Source organism: Roseobacter sp. (assembly GCF_024639605.1).
Lineage (GTDB): Bacteria > Pseudomonadota > Alphaproteobacteria > Rhodobacterales > Rhodobacteraceae > Roseobacter.
Map to the genome: position 1 here is coordinate 1 of NZ_JAHEHZ010000016.1, position 15,641 is coordinate 15,641.

Here is a 15,641-nt window from a genome sequence, read left to right on the forward strand (position 1 = left end):
GGGTGGTATCAAGCATATTTTCTCCTCCGTTAAACAGGTCGCGGGCGTGTGTGGCTGCCCTTTCCGCGTCAATGATCAGACCGCCTTGCGAGGCTCCCGGACCCTTAGAGAGCCTCCCCCGGACGCTGATCCTGCCACCCGAACACAAGCGCAGGCAGCAGACGATCTGAATGCGCAGGCCCCGACTTTGCCAGCGCAACGTTCAGTTGTGAAGTTTTAACTCCTTCAGGATGCGCGAACGCGATCGCCCGCCGCCAAACTCTGGATGAAGCGCTCCGGTCTCAACCATGGTGACAGGCGTACCCTGCCGCTTTTCCCGGATGCGGAACCGTCGTACAGAACGCCGCCCGCAAAGCCCGTGCGCAACGGCTGACCGCGTCAAAGCATCCCTTTCCAAAGGCCCGTTTCTCGTGTACGTACGCGCAATCTGAAAGCCGGCGCCCGGACCTCAGCGCCGCCAAAAGAAGATACCGGGGTCAGGGGGAATTCGCCCCCTATGCAATGGCCAATGGGCCAAAACAGGAAACACAGATGTTCAACGAAGTGAAAAAATCCATGCAGTGGGGCGAGGAAACGCTCACACTGGAAACAGGAAAAGTGGCCCGTCAGGCGGATGGGTCGGTGATTGCAACGCTTGGCGAGACCAGCGTTATGGCAAACGTCACCTTTGCCAAGAAACAAAAACCCGGTCAGGATTTCTTTCCGCTGACCGTACACTATCAGGAAAAATATTACGCCGCCGGCAAAGTGCCTGGCGGTTTTTTCAAGCGTGAGGCACGCCCGACCGAAAAAGAGACGCTGACTGCGCGTCTGATCGACCGGCCCCTGCGCCCGCTTTTCGTCCCTGGCTTCAAAAACGAAGTGCTGGTCATGTGTACCGTTCTCTCGCACGATCTGGTTAACGATCCGGATATGGTTGCGATGATCGCGGCCTCCGCAGCGCTGACCATCTCGGGCGCGCCTTTCATGGGCCCGATCGGCGGTTGCCGCGTTGGTTTTGAGGATGGCGAATATATCCTGAACCCGACAGTGGACGATATGCAGGACCTGCGCCTCAACCCTGAGCAGCGTCTCGATCTGGTTGTCGCCGGCACCAAAGACGCCGTGATGATGGTCGAATCCGAAGCCTATGAGCTGACCGAAGAAGAGATGCTCGGTGCGGTGAAATTCGCCCATGAGCAGATTCAGCCCGTGGTCGATCTGATCATCAGTCTCGCGGAAGCTGCGGCCAAAGAGCCCTTCGATTTCCAGCCTGCCGATTACTCGGAACTTGCGGCAAAGGTCAGACTGAACGGCGAGGCCGCCATGCGCGCGGCTTTTGCACTGACGGACAAGCAGGAACGAACTGCCGCAGTCAGCCAGGCGCGTGATGAGATTCTCGCGAAGCTTTCAGAAGAAGAACAGGCAGATCCCAACCTGGGCTCTGCGCTGAAAGGTCTTGAGGCCTCCATCCTGCGTGGCGACGTGGTGAAAACCGGCAAGCGTATCGATGGCCGCGCGACCGATGAGATCCGCGATATCGTCTGTGAAACGGGCCTGCTGCCCCGGACACACGGCTCCGCACTCTTCACCCGCGGTGAGACACAGGGTCTCGTGGTGACCACACTGGGTACCGGCGACGACGAACAGTTTATCGACGCGCTGCACGGTAACTTCAAATCAAACTTCCTGCTGCACTATAACTTCCCGCCCTACTCGGTTGGTGAAGCCGGTCGCGTGGGCCCTCCGGGACGCCGCGAAATCGGTCACGGCAAACTGGCGTGGCGCGCGCTTCAGGCGGTACTGCCGGCCTCGACCGACTTCCCCTACACCATCCGCGTGGTTTCAGAGATCACCGAATCCAACGGCTCCTCGTCGATGGCTTCGGTCTGCGGCGGCTCGCTCAGCATGATGGACGCGGGCGTTCCGCTGAAATCCGCAGTGGCCGGTGTTGCGATGGGTCTGATCCTTGAGGACGATGGCGAATACGCAATCCTGTCGGACATCCTCGGTGACGAAGACCACCTGGGCGATATGGACTTCAAAGTGGCGGGTACCGAAGCTGGTATCACCTCGCTGCAGATGGACATCAAGATCGCGGGCATCACACCTGAGATCATGGAGAAAGCTCTGGCACAGGCCAAAGCGGGCCGTCTGCATATCCTGGGCGAGATGAACAAAGCGCTGACAGGTGCGGCAGACTTCTCGATCCACGCGCCGCGCATTGAGACAATGCAGGTGCCGACCGACAAAATCCGGGAAGTCATCGGATCGGGGGGCAAAGTGATCCGCGAGATCGTCGAGGTTTCCGGCGCCAAGGTCGACATCAACGACGAAGGCATCATCAAGATCGCGAGCCCCAACGGTGACTCGATCAAGAAAGCCTACGACATGATCCACGCCATCGTGGCCGAGCCGGAAGAAGGCATGGTTTACACCGGGACGGTCGTGAAGATCGTCGATTTCGGCGCCTTCGTGAACTTCTTTGGCAAGCGTGACGGTCTGGTGCACGTGTCTCAGATCGAGAACCGCCGCCTGAACCACCCCTCCGACGTGCTCAAAGAAGGTCAGGAAGTGAAAGTAAAACTTCTGGGTTTTGATGACCGCGGAAAGGTCCGTCTGTCGATGAAAGTCGTCGATCAGGAAACCGGCGAAGAGATCAAAAAAGAAGAAGCGCCGGCAGACGAATAAGCCCGCGCAGAACGATCTGAAGGCCCCGCTGGAAACAGTGGGGCCTTTTTCGTTGGATTGCTTCCTAATCTGAGCAGATTGCAACCTGAGGATGACGGCTATCGTCTGTTACCCCGCGGAAAGTGCCGCTAAGTAATGCCGGGCTGCTTCTTGCTGACCTGCAAACTACCGCTAGTTTCCCCTGAAAATGCGGCGCTTAGTCTGGCGCCGCGCAGCGATGGCCCGCGCAGGTCACCGCTGAAACCCGGGAGGAAACCATGCGTAAACTGTTACTGTCTGCGGCTTGTTTTGCCGCGCTCGGCACCGCGGCACCTGCCGCCAGTGTTTTTGATGCCTTCACTTCTTTTTATGCGACGGGCGACAGCCTCAGCGACGACGGCAAGCTTGGCGACGCACTCAAAGCGCCAGGCTTTGACGGCCGTTTTTCAAATGGCCCCGTCTGGAGCGAAGTCATCGCAGAAAATTTCCTCGTCAGTTTCAATTTCGCGTTGGGCGGGGCGACTGCGGGCGATTTCAACGCAACCGACTACAGCGCGGGCGGCACGGTTGCCGTCCCGCAGCTGTCACAGCTGGTGTCGCTGTCAACATTCGGAAATCAGGCACAGGTGCTGGGCGCATTTGCCGGCGCCTCTGGTGACAATCCGCTGGTCTCCGTGCTCTTTGGGGCAAACGACATTTTTCAGGGCCTCACAGCCGGCACGCTGACAGCAGACAGCGTCCGCGCTGTGGCAGCGGCCGTTGCCGATGGCATCCGTGATATTCAAACACTTGGTGGCGCGCAGTTTGATGATTTTGCTGTGGCTAACCTGCCCGATATCGGTGCGATCCCCGCGTTTAACCTGCCCGTGCTGGCGGCTCGGGGCGAACTGGCCCTTCTGAATGCCACCGGCGCTCCGGCCGAACAGGTCGCAGCCGCTCAGCAAGCCCTTAACACCGCGCTGGCAAATCAGGCCGCTGCGAGCGCTCTTACCGGTATTTTTAACGCGGCGCTGTCGACTGAACTGGACGCGTTGCGCACCGATGCCTCCATCTATCTGATCGACCAGTTCACGTACTTCAAAGATCTGCTGGCCGATCCGTCCCGCCTCGGGCTGCTTACCGGGACACTGCCCTGCACGCTCAGTTTGCGCACAGACCCTGCTCCGGGTGACTGCATTGTGGTTGGCATCAACCCCACGACCGGAGAGCCTGTTGTCGTGGAGGAGATCGCCGATCTCTTCCTCTTCATTGATCCGCTACATCCCAACCGCGTCGTTCAGGCTGATTTTGCGGAATTCGCAGCAGGTGAGATTGCACGGCAGTCTGTTTCACCCGTCCCGCTGCCCGCCGGTATGCCGCTGATGCTCGCCGGTCTTGCCGGGTTTGCTGTAATGGCCCGCCGCAAAAAGACAACCCGCACGGCGGTCTGATCCCAACTGCACATTATGCTCCGGCGCGCTCTGCGCCGGAGTTTTTCGTCAGACGGCACCGTCAAAAAGCGGTTCCGGATTTCCCTGCAATTGTGCCTCTTCCAGCACCGGTACAGGGTTCTGTTCAAGGCAGGCGGCGAGCTTTGCAAAGCTGCAGATCTCAAATTTCAGAGGCTGAAGAATGTCGATCCGGTAGGGGGTCCGCAGAACAGCCATCAGATCAAAGGCCACAAGCGGCACAGGCATGATTGCTGAGGCAGGCCATCTGAAGCGTATAAAGCCGCTGCCAGACGTCATTCTCTTCTGCTGATGAGAAAAACCTGCCCGACACATCGGGTATTTTCGAGGGTTAATCTGTACGCAACGGCATTTTCCAGCCCCTGTGGAGATTTGAAACCATAATTAACCTAATCTCGGAAAAATTATTTCTGATTTCTGATTTTTTGCGATAAATTGACTAAAATATTTCACTGGTTGGCGCAACATGAAATTCAATGCCTCCGAGAGAAAGCTTTTACGGGAATTACAGCGCGACGGAAATCAGCCGCTTGCGCGCATCGCAAAGAACTGCGCGATGGCACAAAGCACCGTCTGGCGGAAAATTCAGGAGTTCGAGGCGCGTGGCACTATCTTGCGGCGGGTCGCACTGCTCTCACCGGCGCAGCTTGACTGCAAACTCACCGTCCTTGCGGCAATCACCCTGACCGATCACTCCGAAAAGGTCGTAGCCGGGTTTGTTGAACTCGCGCGCCGTCATCCTGAAATCGTCGAATGTCTTTCGACATCGGGCGGATCGGATTACCGGCTCAAGATCCGTATCGGGGATGTGGAGGCCTATGAAGCATTCCTCACCCACGTGCTGCTGCGCAGCCCCTTCGTAAAAGAGGTGTACAGCAGTTTTGTGCTGAAAGAGATCAAATCGACAACTGAGCTGCCGATCTGATCAGGTATTTATTCCGGCGCTTTGGTCTTGCGCAGATAGGGAAGTACCGTTTCGAAGTCACCGAATTTTGCTTTGGCATCGTCGTTGGAGACCGTGGGCGGAATGATGACATCCTCGCCAGGCACCCAGTTGGCGGGTGTCGCCACGCCATGCCCCAGAGACATCTGCAGCCCGTCGAGCGCGCGCAACACTTCGGCAAAGTTGCGTCCCACCGTCATCGGATACGTCATTGACAGCTTAAGCTGTTTATCGGGCCCGATGATGAAGACCGAGCGCACCGTGGCGCTGTCGGCAGGGGTGCGCCCGTCGGGCAGATAGGCCTCGGCGGGCAGCATGTCGAAGGCTTTGGAGACGGCAAGGCCCTCATCCGCGATGATCGGAAAGCCTGCTTTTGCACCGCCGACCTTTTCGATATCGCCTTTCCACTTTTTGTGGTCCTCAACACCATCAACCGAGACGCCGATCACTTTAGTGCCACGCTTTTCCCATTCATCCGACAGCTGAGCGACAGCGCCGAATTCCGTGGTGCAGACGGGTGTAAAATCCTTGGGGTGCGAGAACAGAATGGCCCAGCTGTCGCCGATCCAGTCGTGAAATGAAATCGTTCCCTGATCGGTTTCTGCGGTAAAATCCGGAACCGTGTCGTTGATGCGCAAGCTCATGTTGTCCTCCTGTGGGAATCCTGTTCTGCGGTAATTCTAAACCTTAACGGCTCTGCTTTCATCCCCTCTCTTGTCCCTGCCCCGCCGGAGTGACAGAGTGCCGCCGAACACGCCAGCGTGGCGTCTGAATAAGGGAGAGTCCTGTGTCGGATCATAAGAAGTTTTACATCAACGGTCAGTGGGTCGCGCCTGCAAAAACGCACGACTTCCCGGTGATCGACCCCTCCACCGAAGAAGAATGTGCTGTGATATCGCTGGGCGACCAGGCGGATACGGATGCCGCTGTCGCTGCCGCACGTGCCGCGTTTCCTGCCTGGTCGCAGACCTCCAAAGAGGCGCGCGCAGGCCTCATTGAACGCCTGCTGGAGATCTATAACGACCGGGCCGAGGAAATGGCGCAGGCGATGTCCAGGGAGATGGGCGCGCCGATTGAGCTCAGTCGCCAGCAGCAGGTCGGCGCCGGCTCCTGGCATATCAACGGCTTTCTCAAGGCATTCAAAGACTTCAGCTTTGAGCGCGATTTCACCAGTACCGAAAAGACTTTGCTTGAACCTATCGGTGTCTGCGCGCTGATTACGCCCTGGAACTGGCCGATGAACCAGATCATCCTCAAAACCATCCCGGCGCTTGCGACCGGTTGCACGATGATCCTTAAACCCTCCGAGATCGCACCACTCTCTGGTCTGCTCTTTGCCGAATTCGTCGACCAGGCAGGCTTTCCACCGGGTGTTTTCAACCTCGTGAACGGCGACGGTACCGGCGTCGGCAGCCAGCTGTCGTCGCATCCGGATGTGGATATGGTCAGCTTTACCGGCTCCACCCGCGCCGGGATCGCCATCTCAAAGGCCGCCGCCGATACGCTGAAGCGCGTAAGCCTGGAGCTTGGGGGCAAGGGTGCAAATATCATCTTTGAGGATGCTGACCCCAAGGCCGCCAGGCAGGGCGCAATCCGCTGTTTCCGCAATTCCGGACAGTCCTGCAACGCGCCTACACGAATGCTGGTGCATAAGTCTCGCTATGACGAAGCGGTGGAAATGGCCGCAGATGTGGCAAAGAACACGCATGTTGGCCCGGCTTCCGAAGAGGGACGGCATATCGGCCCTGTGGTCTCTGAGGTGCAGTTCGACAAAATCCAGAAGCTCATCGAGGTGGGTATGGGCGAGGCGCGTCTGGTTGCCGGTGGCACCGGAAGGCCGGATGGCCTGAACCGCGGCTACTATGTTAAGCCCACGGTCTTTGCCGATGTGACCAACGATATGACCATCGCGCGCGAAGAAATTTTCGGCCCCGTGCTGTCGATCATCCCGTTCGAGACCGAGGAAGAGGCGGTGTCGATCGCCAATGACACGCCTTACGGGCTGACCAACTATGTCCAGACCGAAGACGATGAAAAACGCCGTCGTGTGGCGCGCCGGCTTCGGTCAGGAATGGTCGAAACCAATGGTCAGGGTTTTGCGATGGGCTCTCCTTTCGGCGGCTACAAGCAATCAGGTAACGGGCGCGAAGGCGGCGTTTTCGGTCTTGATGAGTTCCTCGAGATCAAGGCCGTGTCGGGCTGGGCCGCAGAGTAACCCGCGCGGACTAAAGTGTCTCCGGGCCGCCTCTCACAGGGCGGCCCGTTTATCATTCTGCGGGATGCAGTGCTGCGCGCAACTGCACAAGGTGTTCGTCCCATCCCTTGTCGAGCGCCAGCGTCAGGCCAAAGGCATCTTCTGTTGCAGAAAGACCTGAATGCGCCAGACTGAGCTGCGTTCCGCCGGGCACGGCTTCCAGCCACCATTTCACGACACTCACCGCATCCTCCATCGGTTTGACGGTAAAGGTGTACTCCAGATACTCCGGCGCGCGCGCCTCTGTGACCTCGCCCCATATCAGCAGATCACCACTGGTGGTTCCGAACATTTCCAGCTTTTGCCCGGTTTCCAGCGGTTCCTTCGGGGCATGGAACCACTTCGCGAGATACTCAGGTCTGGTGAGATAGTCCCAGACCTGCTCGCGCGGCGCTCTGAGGAAAATTGTCTTTTTCAGAATACGTGCCGTCATTGTCTGTCCTTTTCAATTGCGCTTTTCAGCTCACTCAGCCGGTCGTCCCAGAACCCGTCGAAATAAGAAAACCAGTCTCTGACAGGGCCGATCCCAGCCGGATTAAGGCTGTTCACCCGTTCCCGTCCCCGGGTCGTCATATGGATGAGTCCGCCGTCCGAAAGGACCGTGAGATGCTTTTTCACAGCAGCGCGTGTCATATCAAAGTTCTCAGAGACCTCCGCGATGGTCAGATCCCGGCCGCGCAGCATCACCAGAATGTCCCGGCGGGTCGGATCGGCGAGCGCGCGAAAAACCGACTGTGATGTGGGTGTGTCCGGCATGAAGCGTCCTCAAGTAATACCAATTGGTATCCCTTTTATGAAACCAAATGGTATCATGTCAATGGTGGTACTTTTCTTTGTGCCGGCGCGGTGAGTCAGAAAGGGGCTTTGGCCCTTATTTTCATGGACCGACCGCCCTGAGGGTGTTTGAACCGCAGCTCTTCGCTGTGCAGCATCAGGCGCGGAAAATCGCGCGCGGGACCGGTGGCGTAGAAGGGGTCTCCCAGAATCGGGTGACCGAGGCTGAGCATATGCACGCGCAGCTGATGGCTGCGTCCGGTCCTTGGGTGCAGGCGCATACGGGCGGTGTCGCCTTCGTCCTTCAGCACCCGCCAGGCGGTTTGCGCAGGCTTGCCGTTCTCATGATCCACCATCTGCCGGGGCCGGTTCGGCCAGTCCACGATAAGCGGCAGATCCACCTCGCCGGTCTTTTTCTCCGGCACACCCCAGACCCGCGCGACGTAAGCTTTCTGCGTCATGCGCTTTTCGAACTGCAGCCCCAGATGTCGCTGCGCATGGGGTGTGAGCGCAAAGATCATCACGCCCGAGGTGTCCCGGTCCAGCCTGTGCACCAGCAACGCATCCGGAAAGGCCGCCCGGATGCGCGCCATCAGGCAATCTGCAAGCTCCGGCCCCTTGCCCGGCACCGACAACAGGCCCGCAGGCTTGTCCACCAGCAGAACTTCGGCGTCTTCGTGCAGGATGACCAGCGGGTCCTGCGGCGGGCGGTATTGGCTATCCATGCCGCCTCGTTGCAGAAGACCGCGAGGGTTTCAAGCGTCGTGGCGCGCTCAGGCCTTCACCCGCTCCGAATTCGGGTCATACATTGGCTTAAGCGAGGCTTCGGCCTTCACCCGCGTGCCGGCCACGTCAATATGATACTCCGAGGCCAGAACATCCGCCGCCGCCTCACCCGCGCAGGGCACATAGCCGAGCCCCATAGCCCCGCCGAGGCTGTGCCCGTAGGCACCCGACGACAGATAGCCCACGATCTTTCCGTCGCGGATCACCGGCTCGTTGTGATAGAGCAGCGGCTCCGGATCCGTCAGGCGGAACTGCAGCAGGCGCTTTTCGAACCCCGCGTCCTTTTTGCGCAGGACGGCATCGCGCCCGATGAAGTCCGGTTTGTCGGTTTTCACGGCAAACCCCAGACCGGCCTCCAGCACGTGATCCTCACAGGTAATGTCATGCCCGAAATGCCGGAAGCCTTTCTCAATCCGCGCGCAATCCATCATGTGCATACCGCAAAGTTTCAGATCCATCTCCTGCCCTGCCGCATGCAGCACCTCAAAGACATGGCCCGCCATATCCGCACTGACATAGACCTCCCAGCCCAGTTCCCCCACGTAGGTCACGCGGTGTACCCGCGCGAGGCCCAGCCCGATCTCAATTTCCTGCGCCGTGCCAAAGGGGTTGGTCTCATTGGAGAAATCCGCGGGTGACACCGCCTGCAGCAGTTTGCGCGCATTAGGGCCCATGACCGCCAACACACCCTCGCCGGCGGTCACATCGGTGATCACCACATTGAAGTCTCCTGCGTGCCGCATCATCCAGGTCTGATCCGCCAGCCGCGTCGCAGCAGGCGTCACCACCAGATAGGCGGTCTCAGAGAGGCGCGTGACCGTGACATCCGCTTCGATCCCGCCGCGCACATTCAGAAACTGCGTATATACGATTTTCCCCGACGGCACGTCATATTGCCCGCCCCCGATGTGGTTCAAAAAGGCCGTGGCGTCGCGCCCTTCTACCCGGATTTTACCGAAGGACGACATGTCATACATGCCAACGTTGGTACGGATCGCTGTGAGCTCTGCCGCGACGTTGTCAAAGAAGTTCTGACGCTTCCATGAATAGGCATATTCCGGTGTCTGACCGGGTGCAGCGAACCAGTTGGCACGCTCCCAGCCCGCAAGTTCGCCCATTACGGCTCCCTCGTTCAGCAGATGCTGATGAAACGGTGTGCGCCGCACGCCCCGCGCTGTCGCCTTCTGCCGGTAGGGGTAGTGATCCGCGTAAAGCAGGCCAAGCGTCTCTCTGGAGCGCTCGAAAAGATATGTTTTATTGCCCTGGAAAGGCTGCATCCGGGTGATGTCCACATCGCCCAGATCAAAGGGCTTATTCCCGTCTTCCATCCACTGCGCCAGCGCCATCCCGGCTCCGCCCGCAGACTGTATCCCGATAGAGTTGAAGCCCGCCGCGACCCAGAAGTTATCAAGCTCGGGTGCCAGACCCAGATGATAGGCATCATCCGGCGTAAAGCTTTCCGGCCCGTTGAAAAACGTATGGATGCCCGCCTCGGCCAGCATCGGCATCCGCTCGACCGCCGCTTCGAGGATGGGTTCAAAATGGTCGAAATCCTCCGGCAGCTGGTCAAATTCAAACTCCGGCGGGATGCCGTTCATCGCCCAGGGTTTGGCGTTGGGCTCAAAGGCCCCGAGCAGCATTTTGCCCGCGTCTTCTTTGTAATAGGCGCATTCATCGGGCACCCGCAGGACAGGCATCTGGCTCAGCCCGGCAATGGCTTCGGTGACGATATAGAAATGCTCGCAGGCATGCAGGGGCACATTCACACCAGCCATGCGCCCGACTTCATGGCCCCACATGCCACCGCAGTTCACAACCATATCAGCAGCAGTAAAACCGGTCACGCCGCCCTGCTCCCAGTCTGCACCGGTGACCCGCCGGCCCTCGCGGCGAATACCGGTCACGCATGTGCGCTCCAGAACCTGCGCACCCCGCTGACGCGCCCCTTTGGCCAGCGCCAGGGCGATATTCGCGGGATCTCCCTGCCCGTCCTTTTCCAGATAGACCCCACCCGTGACGCCTTTGATATTCAGGTGTGCGTAGCGGTCTTTAACCTCAGCAGGGGAGATCTCCTCGACCACGACACCAAAAGCCCGCGCCATGGCCGCCTGGCGGTTGATCTCCTCGCGGCGTTCTTCGGTCAGCGCAACAGTGATCGAGCCCACGCGCCGGAACCCGGTCGCCACGCCCGTTTCTTCTTCAAGGCTGCCGTACAGCTCCTGGCTGTATTTCGCGAGCTTCGTCATATTGGCCGTCGCGCGCAGCTGTGCGATCAGCCCGGCCGCATGCCATGTGGTACCAGAAGTCAGCTGTTTACGCTCCAGCAAAACCACATCTTTCCATCCCAGCTTTGTCAGATGATAGGCCACGGAACACCCGATGACCCCACCACCGATGATGACGACCCGGGCGTGAGAAGGAGGCAATGCCATATACCGGTTCCTTTAAACGATTTTGTGTCCGGCTGCTTTCAGCCGGTGTGCGATTTCGGCGATATGCGCAGGGCTGACCTCGCAGCACCCGCCGACAATCGTGGCCCCGCTGCCGACCCATTCCATGACATATCCGGCATAGGCGCGCGGCCCCATATCCCTGCGCATCTCCAGTGAGTCGACCGTTGGTTTATCTTTCAGAAAGTCCTGCGTGATCTGCACAAATCCGTTGGCATAACCGCCATAAGGTTTGCCAGTCTGCGCCACCACAGGCAGGCCCTTTGTGATGGCCTCGGGTGCTGAGCAGTTGATCAGCACGGCATCCGCCTCGCCGGCCACTTCGAGGGCCGCCTCAAGCGGCTCGCCCGAGCGCAGCATGCTACCGTCGCTGTCCGAGACGGTCAGTGACATCCATACGGGCAGCCCGGTCTCGCGTGCACCTTTCAGCGCATCCCGCGCCATTGCCACGGAAGCGACCGTTTCCAGCAGCAGTAAATCACAATGCGGGGCCAGCAGATGCGCCACCTCGGCCAACAGCGGCACCGCGGTCTGCGACACCGGGTGCAGGTCCGGCCGGTAGCTGGCACGGAGCGGACCGATCGAGCCTGCAATACGTCCGCTGCCATGAGCGTCGCGGGCCGCTTTGGCTTCGGCAATCGCCAGCCCGTGCAATTCGGCAAACCTGCCTTCCATGCCGGTGCCCGCGAGACGATCGTGGTGCACAGCATAGCTGTTGGTGGTGGCCACCGTCGCGCCGGCGGAAAAGTAATCCTCATGCACCTGCTGCACGAGGCCGGGGTGATCCGACATGACCTGGGTGGACCAGAGCGCCGTCGGCCTGTCACCGGCCCGGTGCACCAGTTCCTGACCCATGCCGCCGTCCAGAAGGGTAATCGCGGTCATGCCCGGATCCGTTCATTCGCCGGATCCCAGAGCGGCTGATCATCCTGCACCACTGCACGACGGCGCTGGCCAAAAATCTCAACCTCGACCTCGGTTCCCGGTACGGTCAGCTCTTTGCGCAGCATGCCCAGCGCCACGGATTTTCCGACCCGGTAGCCCCAGTCACCCGAGGTGGTTTCCCCGACAACCTCGCCGTCATGGAAAAGCGGCGCCATATAGGGCGCGTCCTGATCACCGGCATCGACCACCAGCGTCACGAACTGCTTTTTGCTGCCCTGTTGCTTTTCGTTCAGCAGCGCCTGTTTGCCCGGGAAATCCTGAGGTTTGTCGAAGCGGATGAAGCGTTCCATTCCTGCTTCGAGCAATGAGTAATCCGTGGAGAGATCGCCCTTCCAGGCGCGGTATCCCTTCTCAATCCGCATGGAATTGAGCGCATACATGCCAAAAGGTACCGCACCCGCCCCCAGAACCGCATCATAAAGCGCCGGGATATCGGCATTGGCGGCATGGATTTCCCAGCCAAGCTCTCCGGCAAAGGAGACCCGCGCCAGCGCGCAACCAATGCCGGAAACGGTCGCAGGCTGCACCGAGAGCCAGCGCGCGCTCAGATCGGCCCTGGTCCCGATCTTCTCAAACAGGGTGCGCGCGTCAGGGCCCGTGACGATCAGCGTACTGTACTCTGTTGTATGGTCCGTGAGGGACAGCCTTTCCGGCAGATTGCGGCCCAGCACATCGTAATCGTGCCACTGTGCGGTCGCGGCCGTGATCAGCGTGAATTCATCCTCACCATGCCGCATCACCGACATCTCGGTCAGCACCCGACCGCGGCTGTCCGGGAAATAGGCAAGGTTCATGCGCCCGGTCTGCGGCAGAGCCCCGGCGATCAGGCCGCTGAGATACTCCGCCGCCCCTTCGCCCGAGAGATTGAACCGCGAAAAGCCAGGCAGATCCAGCACACCGACCCCGTCGCGCACGGCCTCGACCTCTTCTTTGACACGCGGTGCCCAGGGGCCGTTGCGGTCCCATGTCTGTGTGGCATCTTCGGAGGTATCATCACCAGGTTTCGCAAACCAGTTTGCGCGTTCCCAGCCATTATAGGCCCCCATCTGACCGCCCAGTTCGCGGATTTTCGCATCCACCGGCGATAGCTTTTTGTTACGACCCGCAGGCCATTCGTGATGCGGGAAATGCATGGCGTATTCGTGGCCATAGGTTTCCAGCGCCTTGGACAGGCAATAATCATGGTCCGTATAATCCGTGTAGCGGCGCGGATCACAGGCCCACATATCAAGCTCAGTCTCGCCATGCATGATCCATTCCGACAAGACCTTGCCCGCACCGCCGCCCTGGGCAATCCCGAAGGTAAAGGAATGTCCCTCAAAGGCGTTTTTGACTCCCGGCATCGGGCCAATCATCGGCAAGCCGTCCGGGGCATAGGCGATGGGTCCGTTGATGTTGCGCCCCACACCGGCCTCCGCCAGCAGCGGCAGCCGCGCCATCGCATCCTCGATGTAGTACTCCAGCCGCTCCAGATCGTCGGGATAAAGCTGGAAGCTGAAATCCTCCGGCATCGGATCGTCCGGCGTGACCCAGTGCGCTTTGCAGTTGCGCTCATAAGGGCCCAGGTTCAGGCCGTTTTTCTCCTGCCGAAGATAGTACGAGACATCAACGTCACGCAGCAGCGCGATCTTGCGGCCGTTTTCCTTGGTCCAGGCTTCAAGCTCCGGCACCGGTTCCGTCAGGAAATACTGGTGCGACATCACAACCATCGGCACCGTCCGCCCGCCGAAAGGTCTGAACATCTCGCCGATGCGCTGCGCGTAATAGCCTGCGCAGTTCACCACATATTCGCAGCGGATATCGCCCTTGTCGGTCTTTACGATCCATTCGTCGCCGTCGCGCTCCATCCCCGTTACCGGGCAGAAACGTTCAATCCGACCGCCGGCATCCCGCGCTCCCTTGGCCAGCGCCTGGGTCAGCTGTGCAGGGTCGATATCCCCGTCCAGCGGGTCCCACATGCCGCCTTCAAGGTCATGCGTTTCCATGAAGGGGTTGTATTGCAGCAATTCTTCGGGCGTGCAGATGTCCATCTGCAGACCCTGATACCGGCCCATGCCCGCGACCCGTTCAAATTCCAGCATCCGCTCTTTGCTGTGCGCCAGCCGCACCGAGCCGCTGACATGATAGTTCATGGGATAGCCGACGTCCTCGCCCAGCGTGCGGTACATTTCAGCCGAATACCGCTGCATGTTCATCACCGCCCAGGAGCCGGCAAAGTTCGGCACATTGCCCGCCGCGTGCCAGGTCGATCCCGCCGTCAGCTCGTTTTTCTCCAGCAGCACGCAGTCTTTCCAGCCCGCTTTCGCCAGATGATAGAGTGTCGAGGTGCCCACAACTCCGCCGCCGATAATGACGACCCGTGCCGTCGTTGGAAATTCTGCCATGTCCCGTGCTCCCTAAGTGTCGTGCTGCGGAAGATCATCCGCGATGTCGTAGTAATCGCCCTTATCGGCGACAAAGATGTGCTTTTCGATTTTCAGCCCCGAGCCTGCGTCGAGCGTCCCCAGGCCAAAGCTGATCGAGCTTTCCGCATTGTGTTTCCAGAACAGAAAACTGCCGCAGGTCGCGCAGAACCCGCGCTTTGCGAAATCGCTTGAGGCATACCACGTTACGGGTCCGCTGATGCGTATATCGCTGTCTTCCGTGACCGCTGCGGCCCAGAAATTGCCCGCTTGTCTGCGGCACTGGCCGCAGTGGCAGTACGAGGTGCTGCGCACCGGGCCGGTGACCTCAAAGCTGATTTTACGGCAATTACAGGACCCTTTAATCATGATGCACGTTCCGGTGTGGCCGATGCGCCAAGCAGCAACCCGTAGACTATGAAACAGCCCGCCAGCAGCCTGCGCACCCAGACGTTAAAGACCGCGCCGATGGCCGCACGGCCCAGCCCCGCACCCAGCAGCGTAAAGCCGGTGTAACTGATCGCCGTGAGCGTCAACGCAGTGGGCACGATCACGACCATCTGATCCGTTACCGGCACGTCGGGCTGCACAAACTGCGAAAAGGCCGCGAGATAGCCTGCGACGCTTTTGGGATTTATCGTGGCGATGGCAAACGCGCGCAGAAAGACCGAAGACGCCGGGCGATCAGCCAGCACAACCCGTTTGCGCGCATTCATCCAGCCGCGAACACCCATCCAGATCAGAAACCCCGCGCCGACCAGCTTTGCCACAAAGAACCCTGTCGGCGAGGCCGCGATCAGCGCCGTGACGCCGAGGGCAGAAAGCATCAGGAAAAGGCTCGCCTGGGTCAGAATCGCCAGAATCCCTGGCAGCGACCGGCGCAGCCCGAGCGTCATGCCGTTATTGATACAGTTCACCGCATTGGGGCCGGGCGTTGTCACAAAGACAATCCAGAACAGCGCGAATATGCTCCAGGCCTCGAAACTCATG

At 59.6% G+C, this 15,641-nt stretch carries 14 protein-coding genes; 4 read left to right on the forward strand and 10 right to left on the reverse strand.

All coding sequences use genetic code 11. The features are described 5' to 3' along the window. Positions 1 to 531: 531 nt before the first annotated feature. Both pnp and Q0M35_RS03690 read left to right on the forward strand, forming a co-directional pair. Positions 532 to 2,670 (forward strand): polyribonucleotide nucleotidyltransferase, encoded by a 2,139-nt coding sequence (pnp, locus tag Q0M35_RS03685; protein WP_295312384.1) that lies wholly within the window; start codon positions 532 to 534, stop codon positions 2,668 to 2,670. A gap of 257 nt (positions 2,671 to 2,927) precedes the next feature. Continuing rightward, entirely contained in the window at positions 2,928 to 4,079 is a 1,152-nt protein-coding gene (locus Q0M35_RS03690) for an SGNH/GDSL hydrolase family protein (protein ID WP_295312388.1), read from the forward strand. Positions 4,080 to 4,127: 48 nt separating this feature from the next. Here the strand turns inward: Q0M35_RS03690 and Q0M35_RS03695 are convergent, their stop codons facing one another. After that, complete coding sequence (locus Q0M35_RS03695; protein WP_295312395.1) at positions 4,128 to 4,376, reverse strand: hypothetical protein; 249 nt, start codon at positions 4,374 to 4,376, stop codon at positions 4,128 to 4,130. Between the two features lie 187 nt (positions 4,377 to 4,563). On the opposite strand from Q0M35_RS03695, the gene Q0M35_RS03700 reads away from it, so the two are divergent. Further along, positions 4,564 to 5,022 carry an Lrp/AsnC family transcriptional regulator gene (locus Q0M35_RS03700; protein WP_295312401.1) on the forward strand — a complete coding sequence of 153 codons (459 nt, stop codon included), beginning with the start codon at positions 4,564 to 4,566 and terminating at the stop codon, positions 5,020 to 5,022. Positions 5,023 to 5,030: 8 nt separating this feature from the next. Here Q0M35_RS03700 and Q0M35_RS03705 read toward each other — a convergent pair whose 3' ends face one another. Beyond that, positions 5,031 to 5,684, reverse strand: a complete 654-nt coding sequence (locus Q0M35_RS03705) for a peroxiredoxin (protein ID WP_295312408.1) — start codon at positions 5,682 to 5,684, stop codon at positions 5,031 to 5,033. A 143-nt stretch (positions 5,685 to 5,827) separates the two neighbouring features. Between Q0M35_RS03705 and Q0M35_RS03710 the strand changes: the two genes are divergently transcribed. Then, positions 5,828 to 7,255, forward strand: coding sequence for an aldehyde dehydrogenase family protein (locus Q0M35_RS03710; RefSeq protein ID WP_295312415.1), 1,428 nt, complete (start codon positions 5,828 to 5,830; stop codon positions 7,253 to 7,255). Positions 7,256 to 7,307: 52 nt separating this feature from the next. Here the strand turns inward: Q0M35_RS03710 and Q0M35_RS03715 are convergent, their stop codons facing one another. The 8 genes from Q0M35_RS03715 to Q0M35_RS03750 all read right to left on the reverse strand — a co-directional run bounded on the left by Q0M35_RS03715 (position 7,308) and on the right by Q0M35_RS03750 (position 15,640). Then, a complete protein-coding gene (locus Q0M35_RS03715) occupies positions 7,308 to 7,727 on the reverse strand; it encodes an SRPBCC domain-containing protein (RefSeq protein WP_295312421.1) in 420 nt (139 codons plus the stop codon). Continuing rightward, on the reverse strand, positions 7,724 to 8,050 hold the full coding sequence (locus Q0M35_RS03720) for a metalloregulator ArsR/SmtB family transcription factor (RefSeq protein ID WP_295312437.1): 327 nt from the start codon (positions 8,048 to 8,050) through the stop codon (positions 7,724 to 7,726). The genes Q0M35_RS03715 and Q0M35_RS03720 overlap by 4 nt, the downstream gene beginning before the upstream one ends. Positions 8,051 to 8,145: 95 nt before the next feature. Beyond that, a complete protein-coding gene (locus Q0M35_RS03725) occupies positions 8,146 to 8,793 on the reverse strand; it encodes an RluA family pseudouridine synthase (protein WP_295312444.1) in 648 nt (215 codons plus the stop codon). A 48-nt stretch (positions 8,794 to 8,841) separates the two neighbouring features. Continuing rightward, positions 8,842 to 11,286: an FAD-dependent oxidoreductase gene (locus Q0M35_RS03730; protein WP_295312450.1), complete on the reverse strand. Its 2,445-nt coding sequence runs from the start codon at positions 11,284 to 11,286 to the stop codon at positions 8,842 to 8,844. Positions 11,287 to 11,298: 12 nt separating this feature from the next. Continuing rightward, positions 11,299 to 12,189: a homocysteine S-methyltransferase family protein gene (locus Q0M35_RS03735; protein WP_295312455.1), complete on the reverse strand. Its 891-nt coding sequence runs from the start codon at positions 12,187 to 12,189 to the stop codon at positions 11,299 to 11,301. Continuing rightward, positions 12,186 to 14,633 (reverse strand): FAD-dependent oxidoreductase, encoded by a 2,448-nt coding sequence (locus tag Q0M35_RS03740; protein ID WP_295312462.1) that lies wholly within the window; start codon positions 14,631 to 14,633, stop codon positions 12,186 to 12,188. Before Q0M35_RS03740 ends, Q0M35_RS03735 begins: the two co-directional genes overlap by 4 nt. Before the next feature lie 12 nt (positions 14,634 to 14,645). After that, entirely contained in the window at positions 14,646 to 15,020 is a 375-nt protein-coding gene (locus Q0M35_RS03745; protein WP_295312468.1) for a GFA family protein, read from the reverse strand. Beyond that, positions 15,017 to 15,640: a LysE family transporter gene (locus tag Q0M35_RS03750; RefSeq protein WP_295312473.1), complete on the reverse strand. Its 624-nt coding sequence runs from the start codon at positions 15,638 to 15,640 to the stop codon at positions 15,017 to 15,019. The genes Q0M35_RS03745 and Q0M35_RS03750 overlap by 4 nt, the downstream gene beginning before the upstream one ends. Position 15,641: the final 1 nt, after the last annotated feature.

Bases quoted from the DNA above. Each gene is read 5' to 3' on its own strand.
- pnp (WP_295312384.1), top strand. From the start codon at position 532: ATGTTCAACGAAGTGAAAAAATCCATGCAGTGGGGCGAGGAAACGCTC.
- Q0M35_RS03690 (WP_295312388.1), top strand. From the start codon at position 2,928: ATGCGTAAACTGTTACTGTCTGCGGCTTGTTTTGCCGCGCTCGGCACC.
- Q0M35_RS03695 (WP_295312395.1), bottom strand. From the start codon at position 4,376: ATGACGTCTGGCAGCGGCTTTATACGCTTCAGATGGCCTGCCTCAGCA.
- Q0M35_RS03700 (WP_295312401.1), top strand. From the start codon at position 4,564: ATGAAATTCAATGCCTCCGAGAGAAAGCTTTTACGGGAATTACAGCGC.
- Q0M35_RS03705 (WP_295312408.1), bottom strand. From the start codon at position 5,684: ATGAGCTTGCGCATCAACGACACGGTTCCGGATTTTACCGCAGAAACC.
- Q0M35_RS03715 (WP_295312421.1), bottom strand. From the start codon at position 7,727: ATGACGGCACGTATTCTGAAAAAGACAATTTTCCTCAGAGCGCCGCGC.
- Q0M35_RS03720 (WP_295312437.1), bottom strand. From the start codon at position 8,050: ATGCCGGACACACCCACATCACAGTCGGTTTTTCGCGCGCTCGCCGAT.
- Q0M35_RS03725 (WP_295312444.1), bottom strand. From the start codon at position 8,793: ATGGATAGCCAATACCGCCCGCCGCAGGACCCGCTGGTCATCCTGCAC.
- Q0M35_RS03730 (WP_295312450.1), bottom strand. From the start codon at position 11,286: ATGGCATTGCCTCCTTCTCACGCCCGGGTCGTCATCATCGGTGGTGGG.
- Q0M35_RS03735 (WP_295312455.1), bottom strand. From the start codon at position 12,189: ATGACCGCGATTACCCTTCTGGACGGCGGCATGGGTCAGGAACTGGTG.
- Q0M35_RS03740 (WP_295312462.1), bottom strand. From the start codon at position 14,633: ATGGCAGAATTTCCAACGACGGCACGGGTCGTCATTATCGGCGGCGGA.
- Q0M35_RS03745 (WP_295312468.1), bottom strand. From the start codon at position 15,020: ATGATTAAAGGGTCCTGTAATTGCCGTAAAATCAGCTTTGAGGTCACC.
- Q0M35_RS03750 (WP_295312473.1), bottom strand. From the start codon at position 15,640: ATGAGTTTCGAGGCCTGGAGCATATTCGCGCTGTTCTGGATTGTCTTT.